The sequence below is a fragment of the Stenotrophomonas rhizophila genome, from assembly GCF_007667275.1.
Taxonomy (GTDB): domain Bacteria; phylum Pseudomonadota; class Gammaproteobacteria; order Xanthomonadales; family Xanthomonadaceae; genus Stenotrophomonas; species Stenotrophomonas maltophilia_AE.
Genome location: NZ_VDQT01000002.1, coordinates 667,357 through 685,685 on the forward strand (window position 1 = coordinate 667,357; position 18,329 = coordinate 685,685).

Consider the following 18,329-nt stretch of genomic DNA (forward strand, 5'->3'; position numbering starts at 1 on the left):
AACAGTCGGCTCTACCCAGTCGGACACGCATTCGTGCATCAGCCGCGCACCGGCGCGTCGCCTGCCACGTAATACGTCGCGGTGCTTCGAGCCAATGGCGTGCGGCCACGGATGCGGTCGGCGATCTTCTCGGCGATCATGATGGTGGTGGCATTGAGGTTGCCGGTGATGATGCGCGGCATGATCGAGGCGTCCACCACGCGCAGGCCCTGCATGCCGTGTACGCGGCCCTGGCCGTCCACCACGCTCATCGCGTCGTTGCCCATCGCGCACGAACAGGAGGGGTGGTACGCGGTCTCCGCGCGGGCGCGTACGAAGGCGTCCAGTTCGGCATCGGTGCGGCAGTCGGCACCGGCGCTGATTTCGCGGCCACGGTACTCGTCCAGCGCAGGCTGGGCGATGATCTCGCGGGTGATCCGGATCGCATCGCGGAACTCCTGCCAGTCCTGCGCGGTGGACTGGTAGTTGAACAGGATCGACGGGTGCTGGTGCGGGTCCAGCGAACGCGCATGCACGCGGCCGCGGCTGGGCGTACGCATCGAACCGACGTGCGCCTGGAAGCCATGTTCCTTGACCGCGTTGGTACCGTTGTAATTGATCGCCACCGGCAGGAAGTGGTACTGGATGTTGGGCCACTCGAACTCATCGCGGGTGCGGATGAAACCGCCGGCCTCGAATTGGTTGCTGGCCCCGATGCCGGTTCCTGCGAAGAGCCACTCCGCGCCGATCGCCGGCTGGTTCCACCATTGCAGCGCCGGGTAAAGCGACACCGGCTTGGTGCAGGCGTACTGCATGTACACCTCCAGGTGGTCCTGCAGGTTTTCGCCGACGCCGGGCAGGTCATGCACCAGCGGTACGCCCAGCGTGGCCAGCAGCGCCGGCGCACCTACCCCGGAGCGCTGCAGGATCTGCGGCGAGGCGATCGCACCCGCGCACAGCAGGACTTCGCGGGCGGCGAAAACGTCGGTGGGATCGGCGCTGCCGCCGGCCAGGTAGCGCACGCCCACCGCGCGCTTGCCGTCGAACAGGATGCGGTCGGTGGTGGCGTGGGTGACGATCTCCAGGCCCGGCCGGCCCTTGGCCATGTCCAAGTAGCCGCGTGCGGTGCTGGAACGACGTCCGCGCGGGGTCACGGTGCGGTCCATCGGGCCGAAGCCTTCCTGCTGGTAGCCGTTGAGGTCGTCGGTGCGCGGGTAGCCGGCCTGCACCCCGGCCTCGACCATGGCGTGGAACAGCACGTTGTTGTCGTTCTTCGGCGTGGCCACGCTCACCGGGCCGGTACCACCGTGGTAATCGTTGGGCCCGATGTCGCGGGTTTCGGCCTTGCGGAAATACGGCAGCACATCCAGGTAGCTCCAGTCCTCCAGTCCGTCGAACCGGGCCCACTGGTCGAAGTCGAGCGCGTTGCCGCGGATGTAGCACATGCCGTTGATCAACGAGGAGCCGCCCAGGCCCTTGCCGCGCCCGCATTCCATGCGCCGGTTGTCCATGTGCGGCTCCGGCTCGGTTTCATAGGCCCAGTTGTAGCGCCGGCCCTGCAGCGGGTAGGCCAACGCGGCCGGCATCTGGGTGCGGAAGTCCAGGCGGTAATCCGGGCCGCCGGCTTCAAGCAGCAGCACGCGGATGCCGGCGTCTTCGGTCAGCCGCGCGGCCAGTGTGTTGCCGGCCGAGCCGGCGCCGATGATGATGTAGTCATACTCGCGCTTCATCGCGGGGTCTCCTGGTCAGGCCGGTTCAGAACACCGACGCGTAGCGGTCGAGTTCGATCTGCACGGATTTGGTGCGGGTGTAGGCGCGCAGCGTGGCCAGGCCGTTTTCGCGACCCACCCCGGACTGCTTGTAGCCGCCGACCGGCATCGAGGCGGGCGATTCACCCCAGCAGTTGACCCAGCAGATGCCGGCCTCCAGCTGGTGGATCAGCCGGTGCGCGCGCGCCAGGTCCGGGGTCACCACGCCGGCCGCCAGTCCGTAGTCGGTGGCATTGGCACGACGCACCGCCTCTTCTTCATCTTCGTAAGCCAGCAGGCTCAGCACCGGTCCGAAGATCTCCTCGCGCACGTGGGTCATGTCGTCGCGGCAATCGCTGAAGATGGTCGGGGCGACGTAGCAGCCGTGGCCCAGCGCCCCCTCGGTCAGGCGTTCGCCGCCACACACCAGGCGGGCGCCTTCGGCCTTGCCACGTTCGATGTGCGCCAGCACGCTGCGCATGTGCGCGGCACTGACCAGCGGGCCGAAGTTGGTGTCCACCGCCATCGGGTCGCCGATGCGGATCCGCGCCACACGCTCGCGCAGCGCAAGTTCCAGGTCGGCCAGCAGCGCCTGCGGCACGAAGACCCGGGTCCCGTTGGTGCAGACCTGGCCGGAGCTGTAGAAGTTGGCCATCATCGCCACGTCGGCGGCGAGGTCGAGGTCGGCATCGGCGCAGATGATCAGCGGCGACTTGCCGCCCAGTTCCATCGTTACGTCCTTCAGCGTGGAGCTGGAAGCACTGGCCATCACCCTGCGCCCGGTGGCGGTGCCGCCGGTGAAGGAAATCTTCTCGATGCCGGGGTGTTCGGTCAGGGCCGCGCCGACCCCGGCTCCATCGCCGGGCAGCACGTTGAACACGCCGTCGGGCAGGCCGGCCTCGGTGAATATCTCCGCCAGTTTCAGCGCGGTCAACGGCGTGACTTCGCTGGGCTTGAAGATCATCGCGTTGCCCGCGGCCAGCGCCGGTGCGGCCTTCCACAGGGCGATCTGGATCGGGTAGTTCCAGGCACCGATCGCGCCGACCACGCCCAGCGGTTCCTGCCGCGTGTAGAAGAAGCTGCCTTCGCGCAGCGGCACCTGGCTGCCTTCCAGGCCATGCATCACTCCGGCGTAGTATTCCAGCACGTCGGCGCCGGTCACGATGTCGACGCTGCGGGTTTCGCTGAGCGGCTTGCCGGTATTGAGGCTTTCCAGTTCGGCCAGGTCGTCGTTGCGTTCGCGCAGCAGCGCTACCGCGCGCAGCAGGATCCGCGAGCGCTCCACCGTGGTCAGCGCCGCCCACGCCTTCTGGCCGGCGCGGGCGCTTTCCACTGCGGCGTCCAGGTCGTCGCTGTTGGCATTGTGCACATTGGCCAGCACCTCGCCGTTGGCCGGGTTGACCACCTCGAAGGTGCGCTGGCCCTGGGAAGGCACATGGCGGCCGCCGATGTACAGCAGCTGGTCGGGGAAGGTGGGCATGGCGATGACTCCTTTGCGTAAAGACCAGCAGGGTTCAACGGGTCAGGTGCAGGAACTGCAGGTGACGCTCGTACTGGTCGATGATGTCGTTGATGATCTGCTGGCGGCTGTAGCCGACCAGCTCGTAATCCTGTCCGCCCTCGTACAGGTGGACTTCGGCACGGTAGTAACGCTGGTTGCGGAAGCGCTGGGCGGCGAACGACGGGGTGAGGTAGCCCGTCATCACGACCTGGTAGGTGAACACCTGCTGCTCGCCGTGGTCCACGGTGAGCTGCATGTCGCCCGGTTCGAAGCGGGTTTCCACGTCCAGGCCCTTTTCGCGCAGCTGCGCGGCCACCGCTTCCAATGCCGGGCGGACTTCTTCGTCCATGAAGCGGTAAACCTCGTCGCGCGCCGGGAAGTGCACGGCCTGGGTGATGCGCTGGCGCCAGCCACGCTGGTGCCGCGATTGCCCCACCACCGGAATGGGCGAGTACTGCGACGCCTTCTTCCGCTGCGATTCCTCGCCCAGCGCGCGGGTCAGTCCCCACAGCATCAGCAGCAGCACCACGGAGAACGGCAGCGAGGCCAGCACCACCGCCGACTTCAGCGCATCCATGCTGCCGGCCAACAGCAGCCCGGCCGTGACCAGGCCGGTCATCACGCCCCAGAACACGCGCAGCCAGCGCGGGCCGTCGTCTTCGGGCGCACCGCCGTGCGAGGACAGGGTGGACAGCACCACCGTGCCGGAGTCGGCCGAGGTGACGAAGAAGATGAAACTGACGATGACCGTCACCGTGATCACCGCACGGCTCCACGGGTAGTTGTCCAGCAGCGCGTAGAGCACGGTGGGCGGGTTGTCTACCGCCAGCTGTGCGAGGTGTTCCTGGCCGTGGTGCAGGACCTGGTCCAGCGCGCTGTTGCCGAAGATCGACAGCCACGCCAGGGTGAAGCCCAGCGGGATCAGCAGCACCCCGAACACGAATTCGCGGATGGTGCGCCCGCGCGAGATGCGCGCGATGAACAACCCCACGAAAGGTGCCCAGCCGATCCACCAGGCCCAGTAGAACACCGTCCAGTCGCCCAGCCAGTCGGCGCGGCCGCCGTAGGCATAGACGTCGAAGCTCTTGCCGACCACGCTGCCCAGGTAGTCGCCCAGGTTCTGCATCAGGGTGCTGAGCAGGTACTGGGTGGGGCCGGCGAACAGCATGAACAGCAGCAGCGCGATCGCCAGCAGCATGTTGATGTCCGACATCAGCCGCACGCCTTTTTCCACCCCGGACACGGCCACGCTGATCGCCGCGCCCATCATCAGCACGATCAGCCCCACCTGCACCCACGGCGCGTGCGGGATCGGCAGCAGCGCGTTCAAGCCGGCATTGAGGTGCAGCACGCCAAAGCCCATGTCCGCGCCGATCCCGAACACCGTGGCGACGATGCCCAGTGCGTCCACGGTGTAGCCGATCGGGCCGTTGATGCGCTTGCCGATCAGCGGATACAGCGCCGAGCGCAGCGCCAGCGGCAGGTTGTGACGGTAGGCGAAGTAGGCCAAGGCCATGGCGGCCAGCGCGAACACGCCCCATCCGTGCAGGCCCCAGTGCAGGAACAGCAGCTGCATGGCCTGGCGTGCACTGGCTTCGCCGCCCCCGACCCCGCCCTGCGGCGGCTGCAGGTAGTGGGTGAGCGGTTCGGACACGCAGAAGAAGAACAGGGTGATGCTGATTCCGGCGGCGAACAGCATGCCGGCCCAGGAGAGGTAGCTGAATTCCGGCTCGTCGTGGTCCGCACCGAGCTTGACCTGCCCATAGCCGGACAGCGCCACGCCGACCACGAACACCAGGTACACGGTCATCGCCAGCAGGTAGTACCAGCCCACGTTGCGCGACGCCCAGGTCTGCGCTTCCAGCAGCAGCACGCCGGAGGCCGTCGGAAAGGTAGTGACCAGCACCGCGAAGGCCGCCACCACGCTGGCGGCGAACAGGAAGACGGGTCGCAGCGTGCGCACCTCGCTGGGAGGTGTCTCCGCGGTGTTCATGGATCAAGGGCCCCGGTGCCGTTGCCGGCAGACCGGAGGATTAGCGCACAGGCGCTGTGGATATTCCGTTTAGGTTAGGCGGTCAACGCAGCGCGGCGGCCGGCACGTCGATCGCCATGGCCAGGGCCAGGTGGTCGGAATAGGCGGCCGGTACCGCTTCGGCACTGCGCTGGTGCAGGCCGTTGCTGAGCAGGATGTGGTCGATGGCCCGGTCCGGGCGCCAGCTGGGGAAGGTCGGCACCGCGCAGCCCGGGGGCTGCAGGGTGGTCTTCTGGTACAGCACCTGCATTTCGGGGCGCTCGGCCAGGCAGTTGAAATCGCCCATCAGCACCGCGTTGGGGTGGTCGGACAGCAGGTCGGCAATGAAGGCCAACTGCGACATGCGCGAGTTGGTCCCCAACGACAGGTGCGCCACCGCCACCGCCAGCCCTTCGGCGCCGTCACCGAACTTGGCCAGCAGCACGCCGCGCCCGCCGATCCGGCCGGGCAGGGCGTGGTCCTGGACTTCCACCGGTTCCAGCCGGCTCAGCAGGCCGTTGGCGCTGGAGGCCACTCCGCCCATGCGGCGGTTGGGCTGGTGGCTCCAGTAATTGAAGCCGGCACGCTCGGCCAGGTAGTGGGTCTGGTTGGTGAAGCCCGAGCGCAGGCTGCCGGGGTCGGCCTCCTGCAGGCCGACGATGTCATGGCCACGGGCCAGCTGGGCGATGGCGTCCAGGCTGGTCCGCTTACGCCCCGCCGGCAGCGCATGCGACCAGCTGCGGGTCACATAGTCACTGTAGCGGCGGGTGCTCGAGCCGGCCTGGATGTTGGCCGTGAGCAGGCGCAGGGTCCGCGTGTTGGGGGAAGTCACGACAGGTGCAGGCTCTTGGAAACTCAGTTGCCCTTGGCGGCGCGTTCGCGGGCGATCAGGTGATCGGCGATGCGCAGCATGTCGGGGAAACTCTTGCCCTTGACCAGGTACTTGCCGTTGACGATCACCGACGGGGTGCCCTGGATCTGCGAGTCCTGCGCGAACTTCTTGGCCTTGTTGGTCTGGCCGGTCACGCTGAAGCTGGACATGGCGGCGAGGAACTGCTTCTGGTCGGCGCCGTGCTTGGCGTAGAACGCGGCGATCTCTTCGACCGTATCGCGGCCGCGTTCGCCCTTCAGGCTCTGGTCGACGTGGATGGCCTTGTACAGCGCCTCATGGGTCTTGTCTTCCAGGCCCAGTGCCTGCGCGGCGTAGAAGGCCTTGGCGTAGTTGTCCCAGGTACCGCCGAACATGGCCGGCACGTAGACGAAGTTCACATCGCTGGGCAGGCCCGCCTTCCACGGCCCGATCAGCGGCTGGAACGCGGCGCAGGCCGGGCAGACGAAACCGAACACTTCAGCCACTTCGATCTTGCCGGTAGCCGGCTGGAACGGCTTGCCATTGGCGATGACGACGTAGTCGGTGCCTTCGACCGGGGCCGGGCCGACCGGGGCGCTGGCGCTGGCCGGCGACGGCGCGGGCGCTGCGGTGTCGGCCGACGCCTGGCTGGCGGCTTCGGCGGCGGCCTGCTCGGCGGCAGCGGTCTCACCGCTGGCGGCGGTGGTGTCCGGCGTGGTTGCGGCCGGCGCTTCGGTGGTGGCCGGTTCGGTCGGGGCGGCGGTGTTGGCGGTGCCGTCCTGGGCCTTGCAGGCTGCCAGGAGGGGCAGCAGGGCCATGAGCATGAGGGCGAAACGGGTCTTCATCGAAGCGTCTCCAGCGGTGCATGTTGGGGCCGGCGCGTCGGGCGCCAGCCAGGGGGGAATGATGACACGCGGCCGCCGGGGCGCCGCGTGCAGGGTGCGTGATGGTTCAGCGAGCCTTGGCGCCGGCGCGCTCGCGGGCGATCAGGGCATCGGTATTGCGCAGCATGTCGTCGAAGGAGTCGCCCTTGACCAGGTACCTGCCGTTGACGATCAGGGCCGGGGTGCCGGGCACCCGGGTGCGCTGGGCGAAATCCCGCGCAGCCTTGACCTTCTGTTCTACCGCCGGGCTCTTCAGCGCGGTGGTGTAGGCGTCCTTGCTCACCCCGTATACCGCGTAGAAGCCCGCCAGTTCCTCGGGCGACACGTTCTGCATCGGCAGCGCCTTGTCTTCATGCAACGCTTTGAACATGGCGGCATGGCTGCGCTTGGCCACCCCCAGCTGCTCGGCAGCGTAGTAGGCGCGGGCGTAGGAATCCCAGTAGCCACCGAATGCGGCCGGCACCGGAGTGAAGCGCACGTCCTTGGGCAGTTTCTTCGCCCAGGCTTCCAGGGTGGGCTCGAAATGCGCGCAGTGCGGGCAGGTGTAGCCGAACATTTCCACTACTTCGACCTTGCCGGCCAGCGGCGCGAACGGGCCCGGCGACGCGATCACCTCGTAGTCTTCGCCTTCCACCAGCGGGGCGGCGGCGGGTGCGGCCAGCGCCGACAGGGGTGCCAGGGCCAGCAACAACAGCATCAAACGGGGCATCAGCGTCATCTACATTGCTCTCCATCGGAAAAAACAACGCCGGCCCAGTGCCGGCGTGGGGGGTGAACATACCCCGCCGCGGGGGCGGGGCGCATCTGTCATCGGTCCCGGTGCGCCCCCGGCGTCACTGCCGTGCCGCGCCCGGGCGAGGTGCGGCTGCGGCTGCCGCGACGTCGTCGGCGCGGTTGTGCAGGCCCTGCAGGTAGCTGCCCAGCGCCTGGATTTCCTGCTCGGTCAGCGACTTGGCGATCGTGGCCATGATCTGGAAGTGGGCCTTGTCGGTTTCCTGGGTGACGCCGGCCTGGTACTCCTGCAGCCGGCGCGCCACGTAGGACGCATGCTGGCCGCCGATGTGCGGGTAGGCCGGGCCCGGATTGCCGGCACCGGTGGGGCCGTGGCAGGCCATGCAGGCCGGAATGCCGCGCTGGGCATCGCCGCCGCGGTACAGCTGCTGGCCGATCTCGAAGAACTTCTTGTCCTTGTAGGGGCCTTCGGTGACCACGCCGTCGTCGGCAAGCCCGGCATTGGCCTTCTGCGTCGCGAAGTAGGCGCCGATGTCGCGCATGTCCTGCGGGGTGAGGTCCTGTACGAACGGCACCATCGCCGCCGACGCTCCGGAGGTGCGCTGGCCGTTGGCGATCAGCGCCATCTGCAGCGCGCTGTAGCGCTCGCTCTGACCGGCGATGCTGGGGTACATCTCGACCGTGGAATTGCCATCGGCCGAATGGCAGGCCGCGCAGGCGGCGGCCTTGGTCTGGCCGGCCTTGGGGTCGCCCCAGGTGGTCTTGCTGAAATCGACTTCGAGCGACGCCGTCCTTACCGGCGCGTTGTCCGGCAGCGGGGTCACCGCGGTCTGGGCGACCGCGACGGCGGCCAACAGCGATACAGCAACAGCGGAAACGGCAAGAACGCGAGCATGGCGCATGCGGAAGCTCCGTGTGGACCGGCCTGGCATGTGCAGGATGCACACGCGGGGATCGCCCGATTATCCATGCGCTTTCACGCCAGGGTCAACGCGGCAGTGCGGCAAAACCGGCGGCGTGCGATCCTATGCGCATGTCATTGCTCCTCGAACGCGCCCAATACCTGCTCTCGGCCCACAATATCCGGCAATTGCCGGACGACGTGGGGGCCGAAGTGGCCTTCGCCGGCCGCTCCAACGCCGGCAAATCCAGTGCCCTCAACGCCCTGACCCGCCAGAACAGCCTGGCCCGGGTCTCCAAGACCCCCGGCCGCACCCAGCAGCTGGTGTTCTTCGAGGTCACCCCGGAGGCCAAGCTGGTCGACCTGCCCGGTTACGGGTACGCCAAGGTGCCGCTGGACCTGCAGGCGCACTGGCAGGCCTTCATCGACCAGTACTTCCGCACCCGCGAGGCCCTGCGCGGCCTGGTGGTGGTGATGGACATCCGCCACCCGCTCAAGGACTACGACCGGCAGATGCTGGCCTATGCCGTGCAGCGAGGCCTGCCGGCGCACGCGCTGCTGACCAAGGCCGACAAGCTCGGCCGTGGCCAGCAGGGCATTGCCCTGCAGAAAGTGCGCAAGGAACTGCAGTCGTCCTTCGGCGACACCGTCAGCGTGCAGACCTTCTCCGGCCCGGCACGCCAGGGCGTGGACGAGGCGCGCGGCATCATCGGCGGTTGGCTGGGCCTGAACAAGCCGGCGCCCGAGGCGCCCTGATTCCTGCCACCCGACCAACGGTCGGGTGCTACCGGTAGGTACCGACCGTTGGTCGGTACGCGCTCTGTCGCGCGGACATCGGCGCGGTCAAGTCCCAGCCAATAGGATGCAGAAAACCGTCACGATGGCATGACGGTCTTAACGGCCACCCTATACTGCGCCCTTGCGATGCAGGGCGTTGAGCCCCACATCCCCGTCCAGACCAGAATCCCTGCGAGCCCCCCCTTGTCGAGCCCCAGCCACGTCGCCGAGACGCCGATCACCGACCGTAACGAACTGGTCGCCACGTTGGCCTCCGGCGAAAAGCCCAAGGCGCAGTGGCGCATCGGCACCGAGCACGAGAAGTTCGGCTTCCGCCTGGACGACCTGCGCCCGCCGACCTTCGACGGCGAGCGCGGCATCGAGGCGCTGCTGACCGGGCTGACCCGCTTCGGCTGGGCGTCGGTGCAGGAGAACGGCCGCACCATCGCGCTGCTGCGCGACAACGCGTCGGTGACCCTGGAACCGGCCGGCCAGCTGGAGCTGTCCGGTGCCGCGCTGGAAAGCATCCACCAGACCTGCGTGGAAACCGGCACCCATCTCAACGAAGTGGCCCAGGTGGCCGCCGAACTGCAGCTGGGCTTCCTCGGCATGGGCTTCCAGCCCAAGTGGCGGCGCGACGAGATGCCGTGGATGCCCAAGGGCCGCTACCGGATCATGCGCGACTACATGCCCAAGGTCGGCTCGCTGGGCCTGGACATGATGACCCGCACCGGCACCGTGCAGGTGAACCTGGATTACGCCACCGAAGCGGACATGGTGAAGAAGTTCCGGGTGTCGCTGGCGCTGCAGCCGATCGCCACGGCGCTGTTCGCCGATTCGCCCTTCACCGAAGGCAGGCCGAACGGTTACCTGAGCTACCGTTCGCACATCTGGACGGACACGGACGCGGACCGTACCGGCATGCTCGACTTCGTGTTCGAGGACGGCTTCGGTTACGAGCGGTACGTGGATTACCTGCTCGATGTGCCGATGTATTTTTCCTACCGCGATGGCGTGTACCACGATGCCAGCGGGCAGAGCTTCCGCGATTTCATGGTGGGCAAGCTGCCGGTGTTGCCGGGCCAGCTGCCGACGATGCGCGACTGGTCGGACCACATGACCACCGCGTTCCCCGAGGTGCGGCTTAAGAAGTACCTGGAAATGCGCGGTGCCGATGCCGGCCCGTGGAGCCGGCTGTGCGCGTTGCCGGCATTCTGGGTCGGCCTGCTGTACGACGACGCGGCGCTGGATGCGGCGTGGGACCTGGTGCGCGACTTCAGCCTGGTGGAACGCCACGCGCTGCGCGACGGGGTGCCCAAGCATGCACTGAACCTGCCATTCCGCGGCGGCACGGTGCGCGACCTGGCGCGCGAGGCGCTGAAGATCGCGGTGGCTGGCCTGCAGCGTCGTGCGGCACGCAATGCCGATGGCCAGGACGAAAGCCACTTCCTGGACGTGCTGCAGGAAATCGTCGATTCGGGGATCACCCCGGCCGAACGCAAGCTGGCGCTGTTCCATGGCGAGTGGAACCAGAACGTGGACCCGATCTTCGAGCAGTTCGCTTACTGATCCAACAAAAAACCCCGGCAATGCCGGGGTTTTTGTTGATGCCTTATGCCGCAAGCGTGGCCATGTCGATCACGAAGCGGTACCGCACGTCGTTCTTCGCCATGCGCGCCCACGCTTCGTTGACCGTCTTGATGTCGATCACTTCGACGTCGCTGACGATGTTGTGTTCGGCGCAGAAGTCCATCATTTCCTGGGTCTCGGCCATGCCGCCGATCGCCGAGCCGGTCACGTGCTTGCGGCCGAAGATGACGCTGGAGCCGTTCAACGGCGGGTCCAGTTCGGTGATCACGCCGACCAGGCACATGGTGGCGTCACGCTTGAGCAGCGACATGTACGGGTTGGTGTCGTGGCTCACCGGGATGGTGTTGAGCAGGAAGTCGAAGCTGTTGGCGTGTGCTTTCATCTGCGCCGGGTCACGCGAGACCAGCACCTCGTCGGCGCCCAGGCGCTTGGCGTCGGCACCCTTTTCCGGGGTGGTGGTGATCATCACCACGGTGGCGCCCATTGCCTTGGCGAACTTCACGCCCATGTGGCCGAGGCCACCCAGGCCGATCACGCCGACCTTCTGGCCGGGGCCGACCTTCCAGTGGCGCAGCGGGGAATAGGTGGTGATGCCCGCGCACAGCAGCGGCGCGGCGGCCTTCAGGTCGAGCGTCTCCGACACCTTCACCACGAAGCGCTGCTCGACCACGATGTGGTCGGAGTAACCGCCGTAGGTCAGCTGGTCGCTGCCGCGCTCGGTGCTGTTGTAGGTGTAGGTCGGACCCTTTTCGCAGTACTGCTCCAGGTCGTGGTCGCAGGCATCGCAGTGGCGGCAGGAGTCGACCATGCAGCCGACGCCGGCGAAGTCGCCGACCTTGAAGCGGGTGACGTTGGCGCCGACCTCGGTGACCCGGCCGATGATTTCGTGGCCCGGCACCATCGGGAACTGCGCGCCACCCCAGTCGTCGCGGGCCTGGTGCAGGTCGGAGTGGCAGATGCCGCTGTAGAGGATCTGGATGCGGACGTCGTCGGCACCGACCGCGCGGCGTTCAAAGGAGAACGGCACCAGCGGTGCGGTCTGGTCGTGCACGGCATAGCCATGGGCGAGGGACATGGGGATATCCTGGGATTTATGGAAAGGCGCTTTACAATACGCCCGCTTCCGAGCGGTATACAGTCAATATATCGGCATGATTCATCAAGGCAGACTGCACAATCGTGGCCACTGACAACCTCACCCACCTGGCTGCGTTCGCCGCAGTCGCGCGCCACCGCAGCTTCCGCCGCGCCGGGGCGGAGCTGGCCTTGTCGACCTCGGCGGTGAGCTATGCGATCCGCGCGCTGGAAGAGCGGCTGGGGGTAGGCCTGTTCCACCGCACCACCCGCAGCGTCGCCCTCACCGAAGCCGGGCAGCGGCTGCTGGACCGCCTGCAGCCGGCGCTGGGCCAGGTGCATGACGCGCTGGAAGAGATGAATCACTTCCGCGCGGCACCGGCCGGGCTGCTGCGGATCAATGCCACCCGCGCGGCGGTACACACCCAGCTCGGACCGCGCCTGGCGCATTTCCTGCGCGCGCACCCGGATGTGCGGCTGGAGGTGGCGCAGGACGATGGACTGGTGGACATCGTGGCCAAAGGCTACGACGCGGGGGTGCGCCTGCACGAGTTCGTGCCCGAAGACATGGTGGCGGTGCCACTGGGCCCGGCGTTGCGGGGCCTGATCGTGGCCTCGCCGGCCTATCTGCGCGGGCGCGGCATTCCGCAGCATCCGCGCGAGCTGGTCGAGCACGAGTGCGTGCGCTTCCGCTTCGCCAGCGGGCATCTGTACAAATGGCAGTTCGAACGCGATGGGCAGACCCTGGACATCGACGTGCCGGGCCGGCTCACGCTGGGCGACCAGCACACCATCCTGCAGGCGGTGCTGGACGGCCTGGGCTTTGCCTACGTGCTGGAAGATGCGGCACGGCCCTACCTGGACGATGGCCGGCTGGTGGCGGTGCTGGAGGACTGGAGCGAGCCATTCGCCGGCTGGGTGCTCTACTACCCACGCCAGCGGCAGATGTCCTCGGCGTTGCGCGCGTTCGTGGACATGCTGCGCGATGGCGCTTGAGCGCAGCGCGCGCCGGCGCTTCAGCGTCGTCGCCATTGCAAGGGGCGCAGATGCCGGTAGCGGCTGAGGTGCCCGCAGCGGGGGGCCTTCACTGCGCACCTCCTGTGGCAGGCATGGCCAGCAGGCGTCGGATCTGCGCTTCCGTGGTGGCGTAGTCGCCTTCGCCGAAATGCCGGTAGACGATGCGTCCCTGTTGGTCGATCAGGTACAGCGCCGGCCAGTACTGGTTTCCGTAGGCACGCCAGGTCCGGTAATTGTTGTCCTGGGCGACCGGCCAGGTGACGCCGAGCCGCTTCACCGCCGTTTCCACGTTGCGCGGCAGCTTCTCGTAGCCGAATTCGGGCGTGTGCACGCCGATCACCTGCAGTCCCTGCCCGGCATAGGTGTCATGCCAGCGTTTCACGTGCGGCATGACGTTGAGGCAGTTGATGCAGGAATAGGTCCAGAATTCCACCAGCACGACCTTCCCGCGCAGCTGCTGCAACGACTGCGGTGGACCATTGAGCCAGTGTTCGATGCCGATGAAGTCCGGCGCCTGGGGCGCCGGCAGGTTGGGGCTGGGCTGCACCGGGTCGGCGGCCGCGCCGGGTGTGCAGGCGCTGGCCGAGATGCAGACGGCCAGCAACGTGGCCGCAGTGCGGAGCATGCGCATGGCGGGTCTCCTAGGCGACCGAGATATGGACGTCGATGTTGCCGCGCGTGGCTTTGGAGTACGGGCAGGTGCGATGTGCCGCTTCAACCAGTGCCTGCGCCTGGGCCGGGTCCATCCCGGGCACGCTCACCCGCAGCCGGGCCTGCAGCTGGTAGCCGTCGCCTACCATGCCCAGGTCGACTTCGGCGTCGATGGCCGTTTCCGCCGGCAGGCTGAGCTTCAGGGCGTGCGCGGCCTTGGCCATGGCGCCCTGGAAGCAGGCCGACCAGCCTGCGGCGAACAGCTGTTCGGGATTGGTGCCCGGCCTGCTGCTGCCGGGCGGGGACAGGGTGATGTCGAGCTGGCCGTCATCGCTGCGCGCGCGGCCCTCGCGTCCGCCGACGGTGTGGGTCTTGCCGGTGTACAGCACTTTGTCGATTGCATTCATGGCAACAGCCTCGGAGTTGGGCATCGTGGTGGCACGATGCAGGGGAAGTCAGATGGCCCAGCCGCCGTCGAGGGTCAGGCTGGAACCGGTCATGTAGCTGGCCTCGTCGCTGGCGAGCCACGCCGCAAGCCCGGCCACTTCGTCGGGCTGGCCCATGCGACCCATCGGATTGCGCTGGACCAGCTGGTCGACGACATCGGCGGTGATGTCGGTCTGGATCGGGCCGGGCTGGATGTTGTTGATGGTGATCCGGCGCGGCGCCAGGTCCAGTGCCAGTTCACGCACCAGCGTGGCGACGGCGGCCTTGGTCATGGCATAGACGCTGCTGCCGACCACGCCACTGCGTACCGCGGTATTGCTGCCGATGGTGATCAGCCGGCCGCCCGGATTCAGCGCGGCGGCTGCCGCCTGCACGGCCACGAAGACCCCGCGGACGTTGACCGCCAGCATCCGGTCCAGCAGTTCGAGCGGGAAGTCGGCCAGTGGACGGCCCTGGTAGATGCCGGCGTTGACCACCGCCACCTGCAGCGGTCCGAACGCGTCCACGGCCTGCTGCACCGCTGCGGTGACCGCCTGCGCGTCGGCGCTGTCGGCCTGGATCGCGATGGCCCGACCACCTTCGGCCTGGATCGACGCGACCACGTCGTGGGCCTTGTCGGGCTGGGAAACGTAGGTCAGCGCGACCGGGTGGCCGGCACGGGCCAGGCGTCTGGCGATGGCGGCGCCGATGCCGCGGGAACCGCCGAAAACCAGCGCGGTGTTGGAACGGGGGGAAGCAGATGCGTTCATGCGGAGGTCCTCTGGATGGGCTGCCGACGGAGGGCGCCGGCGTTGGAGGCCATTGGACGCCTGCCGTGTATCCGGACGGTGTCCCCGCACCGGGAGATTTGTCGGCTTTCCGCAGCAGGGGCGCTGCTGATACACAGTCATACAAAAGCATGGGGTGGCCGCGCGGCCGCTCGGCGCCGACGGCGATACCATGCGTGCACCGACCCGTGATGGAGCAGGCATGAGCACCCACACCGACCACATCCTGGTCGTCGACGACGACGCCGATATCCGGCAACTGGTCGGCGACTACCTGCGCCGCAACGGCCTGCGCGTGACCCAGGCGGCCGATGGTCGCGAGATGCGTGCCGCGCTGGACACCAGCGACGTGGACCTGGTGGTGCTGGACGTGATGATGCCGGGCGAAGATGGCCTCGCGCTGTGCCGCACCCTGCGCGCCGGCAGGCACCGCGCGGTGCCGGTGGTGATGCTGACCGCGCGCGATGATGAAACCGACCGGATCATCGGACTGGAGATGGGCGCCGACGACTACGTGGTGAAACCCTTCTCGTCGCGCGAACTGCTGGCCCGCATCTCCGCGGTGATTCGCCGTGCACGCATGCTGCCGCCCAACCTGCAGGTCAGCGAAGCCTCGCGCCTGATCGGCTTCGGTACGTGGCGACTGGATACCAGCGCGCGCCACCTGCTGGACGAAGCGGGCACGGCCTATCCGCTCAGTGGTGGCGAGTTCCGGCTGCTGCGGGTGTTCGTCGACCACCCGCAGCGCGTGCTCAGCCGCGACCAGCTGCTCAACCTCACCCAGGGGCGCGATGCGGAGCTGTTCGACCGTTCCATCGACCTGCTGGTCAGTCGCCTGCGGCAGCGACTGGGCGACGCCGCACGCGAGCAGACGTACATCAAGACCGTACGCAGCGAAGGTTACGTGTTCAGCCAGCCGGTCGTGCTGCTCGGCGACGGCACATGAACCCGGCGACCCTGCCCGCAGGGTTCCGCCTGCTGCCGCGGTCGCTGGCGACGCGGCTGCTGCTCATCCTGGCCGCCGGGATGCTGCTCGCGCAGGGCCTGTCGTTCGCCCTGCTGTTCCATGAGCGGAGCAGTGCCACCCGCGCGATGATGCTGGTCAACATGGAAGACGACGTGCCGCTGAGCGTGGCACTGCTCGAACGCCTGTCGCCCGCCGAACGCGTGCACTGGTCGCCACGGCTGGAACGGCGCACCTACCGGTATCTGTTGCGTCCGGCGCAGCCAGGCGCGTCGCTGGAGGGAGTCCGCGCGCGGCAGGTGGTGGGGCTCATCGACAACGCGCTGGAGCACCGCTACCCGCTGCGCCCCCGCGCGGTATCCACGTCTCCCGAGCGCTATGAGGTCGAACTGACCCTGGCCGACGGCCAGCCACTCACCATCGAGGTGACGCCTGCACCGCTGCCGGTCGCGCGCTGGCTGCCGTGGGTGCTGGGCGTGCAGGTGCTGCTGCTGGTGGGCTGTGTGTGGTGGGCGGTGCGCCTGGCGACCCGACCGCTGCTGACGCTGGCCGCTGCGGCCGAGCGCCTGGATGTGTCCGGCCGCGGCCCCGCGATCAGCGAGAGCGGTCCGCGCGAAGTCGAGGCAGCGGCGCGTGCACTCAACGCACTGCAGTGCCGCGTGTCAGCACACGTCAGCGAACGCATGCAGATTCTCGCGTCGATCTCGCATGACCTGCAGACGCCCATCACGCGCCTGCGCCTGCGTATCGAGGCCCTGGACGAAACCCCCACGCAGGAGCGCCTGCTTGCCGACGTCACCCAGCTTGCGCAGCTGGTGCGCGAGGGGATCGACTACGCACGCAGCGCCACGACCAGCCTTGGCGCAGCTGTCCGGGTGGACCTGCCGGCCTTCCTCGACAGCGTGGTCGGCGACTATGAGGACATGGGCAAGCCGGTGCAGCGGCGCGCAGGTGCCCCCGTGGCGATGAGCACGCATCCCCAGGTGCTGCGCCGGATCGTGCAGAATCTGGTCGACAACGCGCTTGCGTACGCAGGCAGCGCGGAGATCGCCCACACCGCCGAAGCCGACGGGTGGGTGGCGATCGACGTATTGGACCGCGGGCCGGGCATTCCGGACGCAGCCCTGGCGGACGTGCTGCAGCCTTTCCACCGCCTCGAGCCTTCCCGCGGTCGCGCCAGTGGCGGCACCGGACTGGGACTGGCGATCGCCGAACAATTGACCCACGCACTCGGCGGTCGTTTGACCCTGTCCAACCGGCCCGGCGGCGGGCTGGGCGCGCGGGTGACCCTGCGCACGGAAATCCGGGACTGAATCGATCTAAACTCGACCCTCATCTACCGGTTCGGGAGGGCAGGGCATGACGTTTCGCAGCACGATGATGGCCGCGGCATTGGCAGCAAGCGTTTCATTCGGGGCGGGTGCAACCGGCGTGGCGCAGGGCAAGGCACCGGCGATGTCCGGCAACCCGATCCTGCCGGGGTGGTACGCCGACCCGGAAGCAGCCGTATTCAATGGGAAGTACTGGATCTTCCCCACCAGCTCGCGCGAGTACGCCGAGCAGACCGTGTTCGACGCGTTTTCCTCACCCGACCTTGTGACCTGGACGAAGCATCCCGGCGTCCTGAAGGTCGAGGCGGTTTCCTGGGCGCGCGAGGCGATGTGGGCACCCTCGGTGGTGGAGAAGGACGGCCGCTACTATTTCTTCTTCTCCGCCAACGACATCAAGAACGACCAGGAGCTGGGTGGGATCGGCGTGGCCGTGGCCGACAAGCCCGAAGGGCCTTACCGCGACCTGCTCGGCAAGCCCCTGGTGGGCGGGTTCCACAACGGCGCCCAGCCGATCGACCAGTTCGTGTTCAAGGACGACGATGGCAGCTGGTACATGCTCTACGGCGGCTGGAAGCACGCCAATATCGTGCGCCTGAAGGACGACTTTACCGGCGTGCTGCCGCTGGCCGACGGCACCGTGTTCAAGGAAATCACCCCGGCCCCGGAATACGTGGAAGGCCCGTTGATGTTCAAGCGCGATGGCCGTTATTACTTCATGTGGTCCGAAGGCGGCTGGGGCGGCCCGGATTACTCGGTGGCCTATGCCATCGCCGATGCGCCTACCGGCCCGTTCAAGCGGATCGGCCGCATCCTGCAGCAGGACCCGGCCATTGCCACCAGTGCCGGCCACCACTCGGTCATCCACGCCCCGGGCAGCGACAACTGGTACATCGTCTATCACCGGCGTCCGCTGGGCGACAAGGCGCGCGATCACCGCGCCACGGCCATCGAGCGCATGCACTTCGATGAACAGGGCCACGTGCTGCCGGTGCGCATCACCCATGAGGGCGTGCCAGCCGATCCGCTGCGCTGAATTGTGACCCAGGGACAATACCCCCGGGCGCCGGCTTGTGGCAAAGTCGGCCCCGGGGCGTGTCTGCCCCGG

At 67.8% G+C, this 18,329-nt stretch carries 17 protein-coding genes; 6 read left to right on the forward strand and 11 right to left on the reverse strand.

Features of this window, described 5'->3' with window-relative positions; translation table 11 throughout:
- Positions 1 to 38: 38 nt before the first annotated feature.
- The 7 genes from betA to FSZ13_RS09055 all read right to left on the reverse strand — a co-directional run bounded on the left by betA (position 39) and on the right by FSZ13_RS09055 (position 8,607).
- Entirely contained in the window at positions 39 to 1,709 is a 1,671-nt protein-coding gene (gene betA / locus FSZ13_RS09025; RefSeq protein WP_145479200.1) for a choline dehydrogenase, read from the reverse strand.
- A gap of 25 nt (positions 1,710 to 1,734) precedes the next feature.
- Positions 1,735 to 3,207, reverse strand: a complete 1,473-nt coding sequence (gene betB, locus FSZ13_RS09030; protein ID WP_145479201.1) for a betaine-aldehyde dehydrogenase — start codon at positions 3,205 to 3,207, stop codon at positions 1,735 to 1,737.
- A 34-nt stretch (positions 3,208 to 3,241) separates the two neighbouring features.
- A complete protein-coding gene (gene betT, locus FSZ13_RS09035; protein ID WP_145479202.1) occupies positions 3,242 to 5,221 on the reverse strand; it encodes a choline BCCT transporter BetT in 1,980 nt (659 codons plus the stop codon).
- A gap of 82 nt (positions 5,222 to 5,303) precedes the next feature.
- On the reverse strand, positions 5,304 to 6,041 hold the full coding sequence (locus FSZ13_RS09040) for an endonuclease/exonuclease/phosphatase family protein (protein WP_186308900.1): 738 nt from the start codon (positions 6,039 to 6,041) through the stop codon (positions 5,304 to 5,306).
- Between the two features lie 53 nt (positions 6,042 to 6,094).
- Complete coding sequence (locus tag FSZ13_RS09045; protein WP_145479204.1) at positions 6,095 to 6,934, reverse strand: thiol:disulfide interchange protein DsbA/DsbL; 840 nt, start codon at positions 6,932 to 6,934, stop codon at positions 6,095 to 6,097.
- A 106-nt stretch (positions 6,935 to 7,040) separates the two neighbouring features.
- On the reverse strand, positions 7,041 to 7,691 hold the full coding sequence (locus FSZ13_RS09050; RefSeq protein ID WP_145479205.1) for a thiol:disulfide interchange protein DsbA/DsbL: 651 nt from the start codon (positions 7,689 to 7,691) through the stop codon (positions 7,041 to 7,043).
- A gap of 115 nt (positions 7,692 to 7,806) precedes the next feature.
- Complete coding sequence (locus FSZ13_RS09055; protein ID WP_145479206.1) at positions 7,807 to 8,607, reverse strand: c-type cytochrome; 801 nt, start codon at positions 8,605 to 8,607, stop codon at positions 7,807 to 7,809.
- A 131-nt stretch (positions 8,608 to 8,738) separates the two neighbouring features.
- On the opposite strand from FSZ13_RS09055, the gene yihA reads away from it, so the two are divergent.
- Positions 8,739 to 9,362 (forward strand): ribosome biogenesis GTP-binding protein YihA/YsxC, encoded by a 624-nt coding sequence (gene yihA, locus FSZ13_RS09060; protein WP_145479207.1) that lies wholly within the window; start codon positions 8,739 to 8,741, stop codon positions 9,360 to 9,362.
- 225 nt (positions 9,363 to 9,587) lie between these two features.
- Complete coding sequence (locus FSZ13_RS09065) at positions 9,588 to 10,952, forward strand: glutamate--cysteine ligase (RefSeq protein WP_145479208.1); 1,365 nt, start codon at positions 9,588 to 9,590, stop codon at positions 10,950 to 10,952.
- Positions 10,953 to 10,995: 43 nt separating this feature from the next.
- Here the strand turns inward: FSZ13_RS09065 and FSZ13_RS09070 are convergent, their stop codons facing one another.
- Positions 10,996 to 12,048, reverse strand: coding sequence for an NAD(P)-dependent alcohol dehydrogenase (locus FSZ13_RS09070; RefSeq protein WP_145479209.1), 1,053 nt, complete (start codon positions 12,046 to 12,048; stop codon positions 10,996 to 10,998).
- Between the two features lie 104 nt (positions 12,049 to 12,152).
- Between FSZ13_RS09070 and FSZ13_RS09075 the strand changes: the two genes are divergently transcribed.
- The gene (locus tag FSZ13_RS09075) at positions 12,153 to 13,043 is read left to right on the forward strand and encodes a LysR family transcriptional regulator (RefSeq protein ID WP_145479210.1); all 891 of its coding nucleotides are present in this window, start codon (positions 12,153 to 12,155) and stop codon (positions 13,041 to 13,043) included.
- A gap of 88 nt (positions 13,044 to 13,131) precedes the next feature.
- Here the strand turns inward: FSZ13_RS09075 and FSZ13_RS09080 are convergent, their stop codons facing one another.
- Genes FSZ13_RS09080 through FSZ13_RS09090 form a run of 3 tightly spaced genes read right to left on the reverse strand, consistent with a single transcriptional unit; the run spans position 13,132 to position 14,911 of the window.
- A complete protein-coding gene (locus FSZ13_RS09080; protein ID WP_222116607.1) occupies positions 13,132 to 13,695 on the reverse strand; it encodes a thioredoxin family protein in 564 nt (187 codons plus the stop codon).
- 10 nt (positions 13,696 to 13,705) lie between these two features.
- The gene (locus tag FSZ13_RS09085; protein WP_145479211.1) at positions 13,706 to 14,122 is read right to left on the reverse strand and encodes an organic hydroperoxide resistance protein; all 417 of its coding nucleotides are present in this window, start codon (positions 14,120 to 14,122) and stop codon (positions 13,706 to 13,708) included.
- 48 nt (positions 14,123 to 14,170) lie between these two features.
- Positions 14,171 to 14,911, reverse strand: coding sequence for an SDR family NAD(P)-dependent oxidoreductase (locus FSZ13_RS09090; protein ID WP_145479212.1), 741 nt, complete (start codon positions 14,909 to 14,911; stop codon positions 14,171 to 14,173).
- Between the two features lie 220 nt (positions 14,912 to 15,131).
- Between FSZ13_RS09090 and FSZ13_RS09095 the strand changes: the two genes are divergently transcribed.
- Genes FSZ13_RS09095 through FSZ13_RS09105 form a run of 3 tightly spaced genes read left to right on the forward strand, consistent with a single transcriptional unit; the run spans position 15,132 to position 18,257 of the window.
- Positions 15,132 to 15,875: a response regulator gene (locus FSZ13_RS09095; RefSeq protein WP_145479213.1), complete on the forward strand. Its 744-nt coding sequence runs from the start codon at positions 15,132 to 15,134 to the stop codon at positions 15,873 to 15,875.
- The gene (locus FSZ13_RS09100) at positions 15,872 to 17,206 is read left to right on the forward strand and encodes a sensor histidine kinase (protein ID WP_145479214.1); all 1,335 of its coding nucleotides are present in this window, start codon (positions 15,872 to 15,874) and stop codon (positions 17,204 to 17,206) included. The genes FSZ13_RS09095 and FSZ13_RS09100 overlap by 4 nt, the downstream gene beginning before the upstream one ends.
- Positions 17,207 to 17,252: 46 nt before the next feature.
- On the forward strand, positions 17,253 to 18,257 hold the full coding sequence (locus FSZ13_RS09105; RefSeq protein ID WP_222116608.1) for a glycoside hydrolase family 43 protein: 1,005 nt from the start codon (positions 17,253 to 17,255) through the stop codon (positions 18,255 to 18,257).
- Positions 18,258 to 18,329 lie beyond the last annotated feature (72 nt).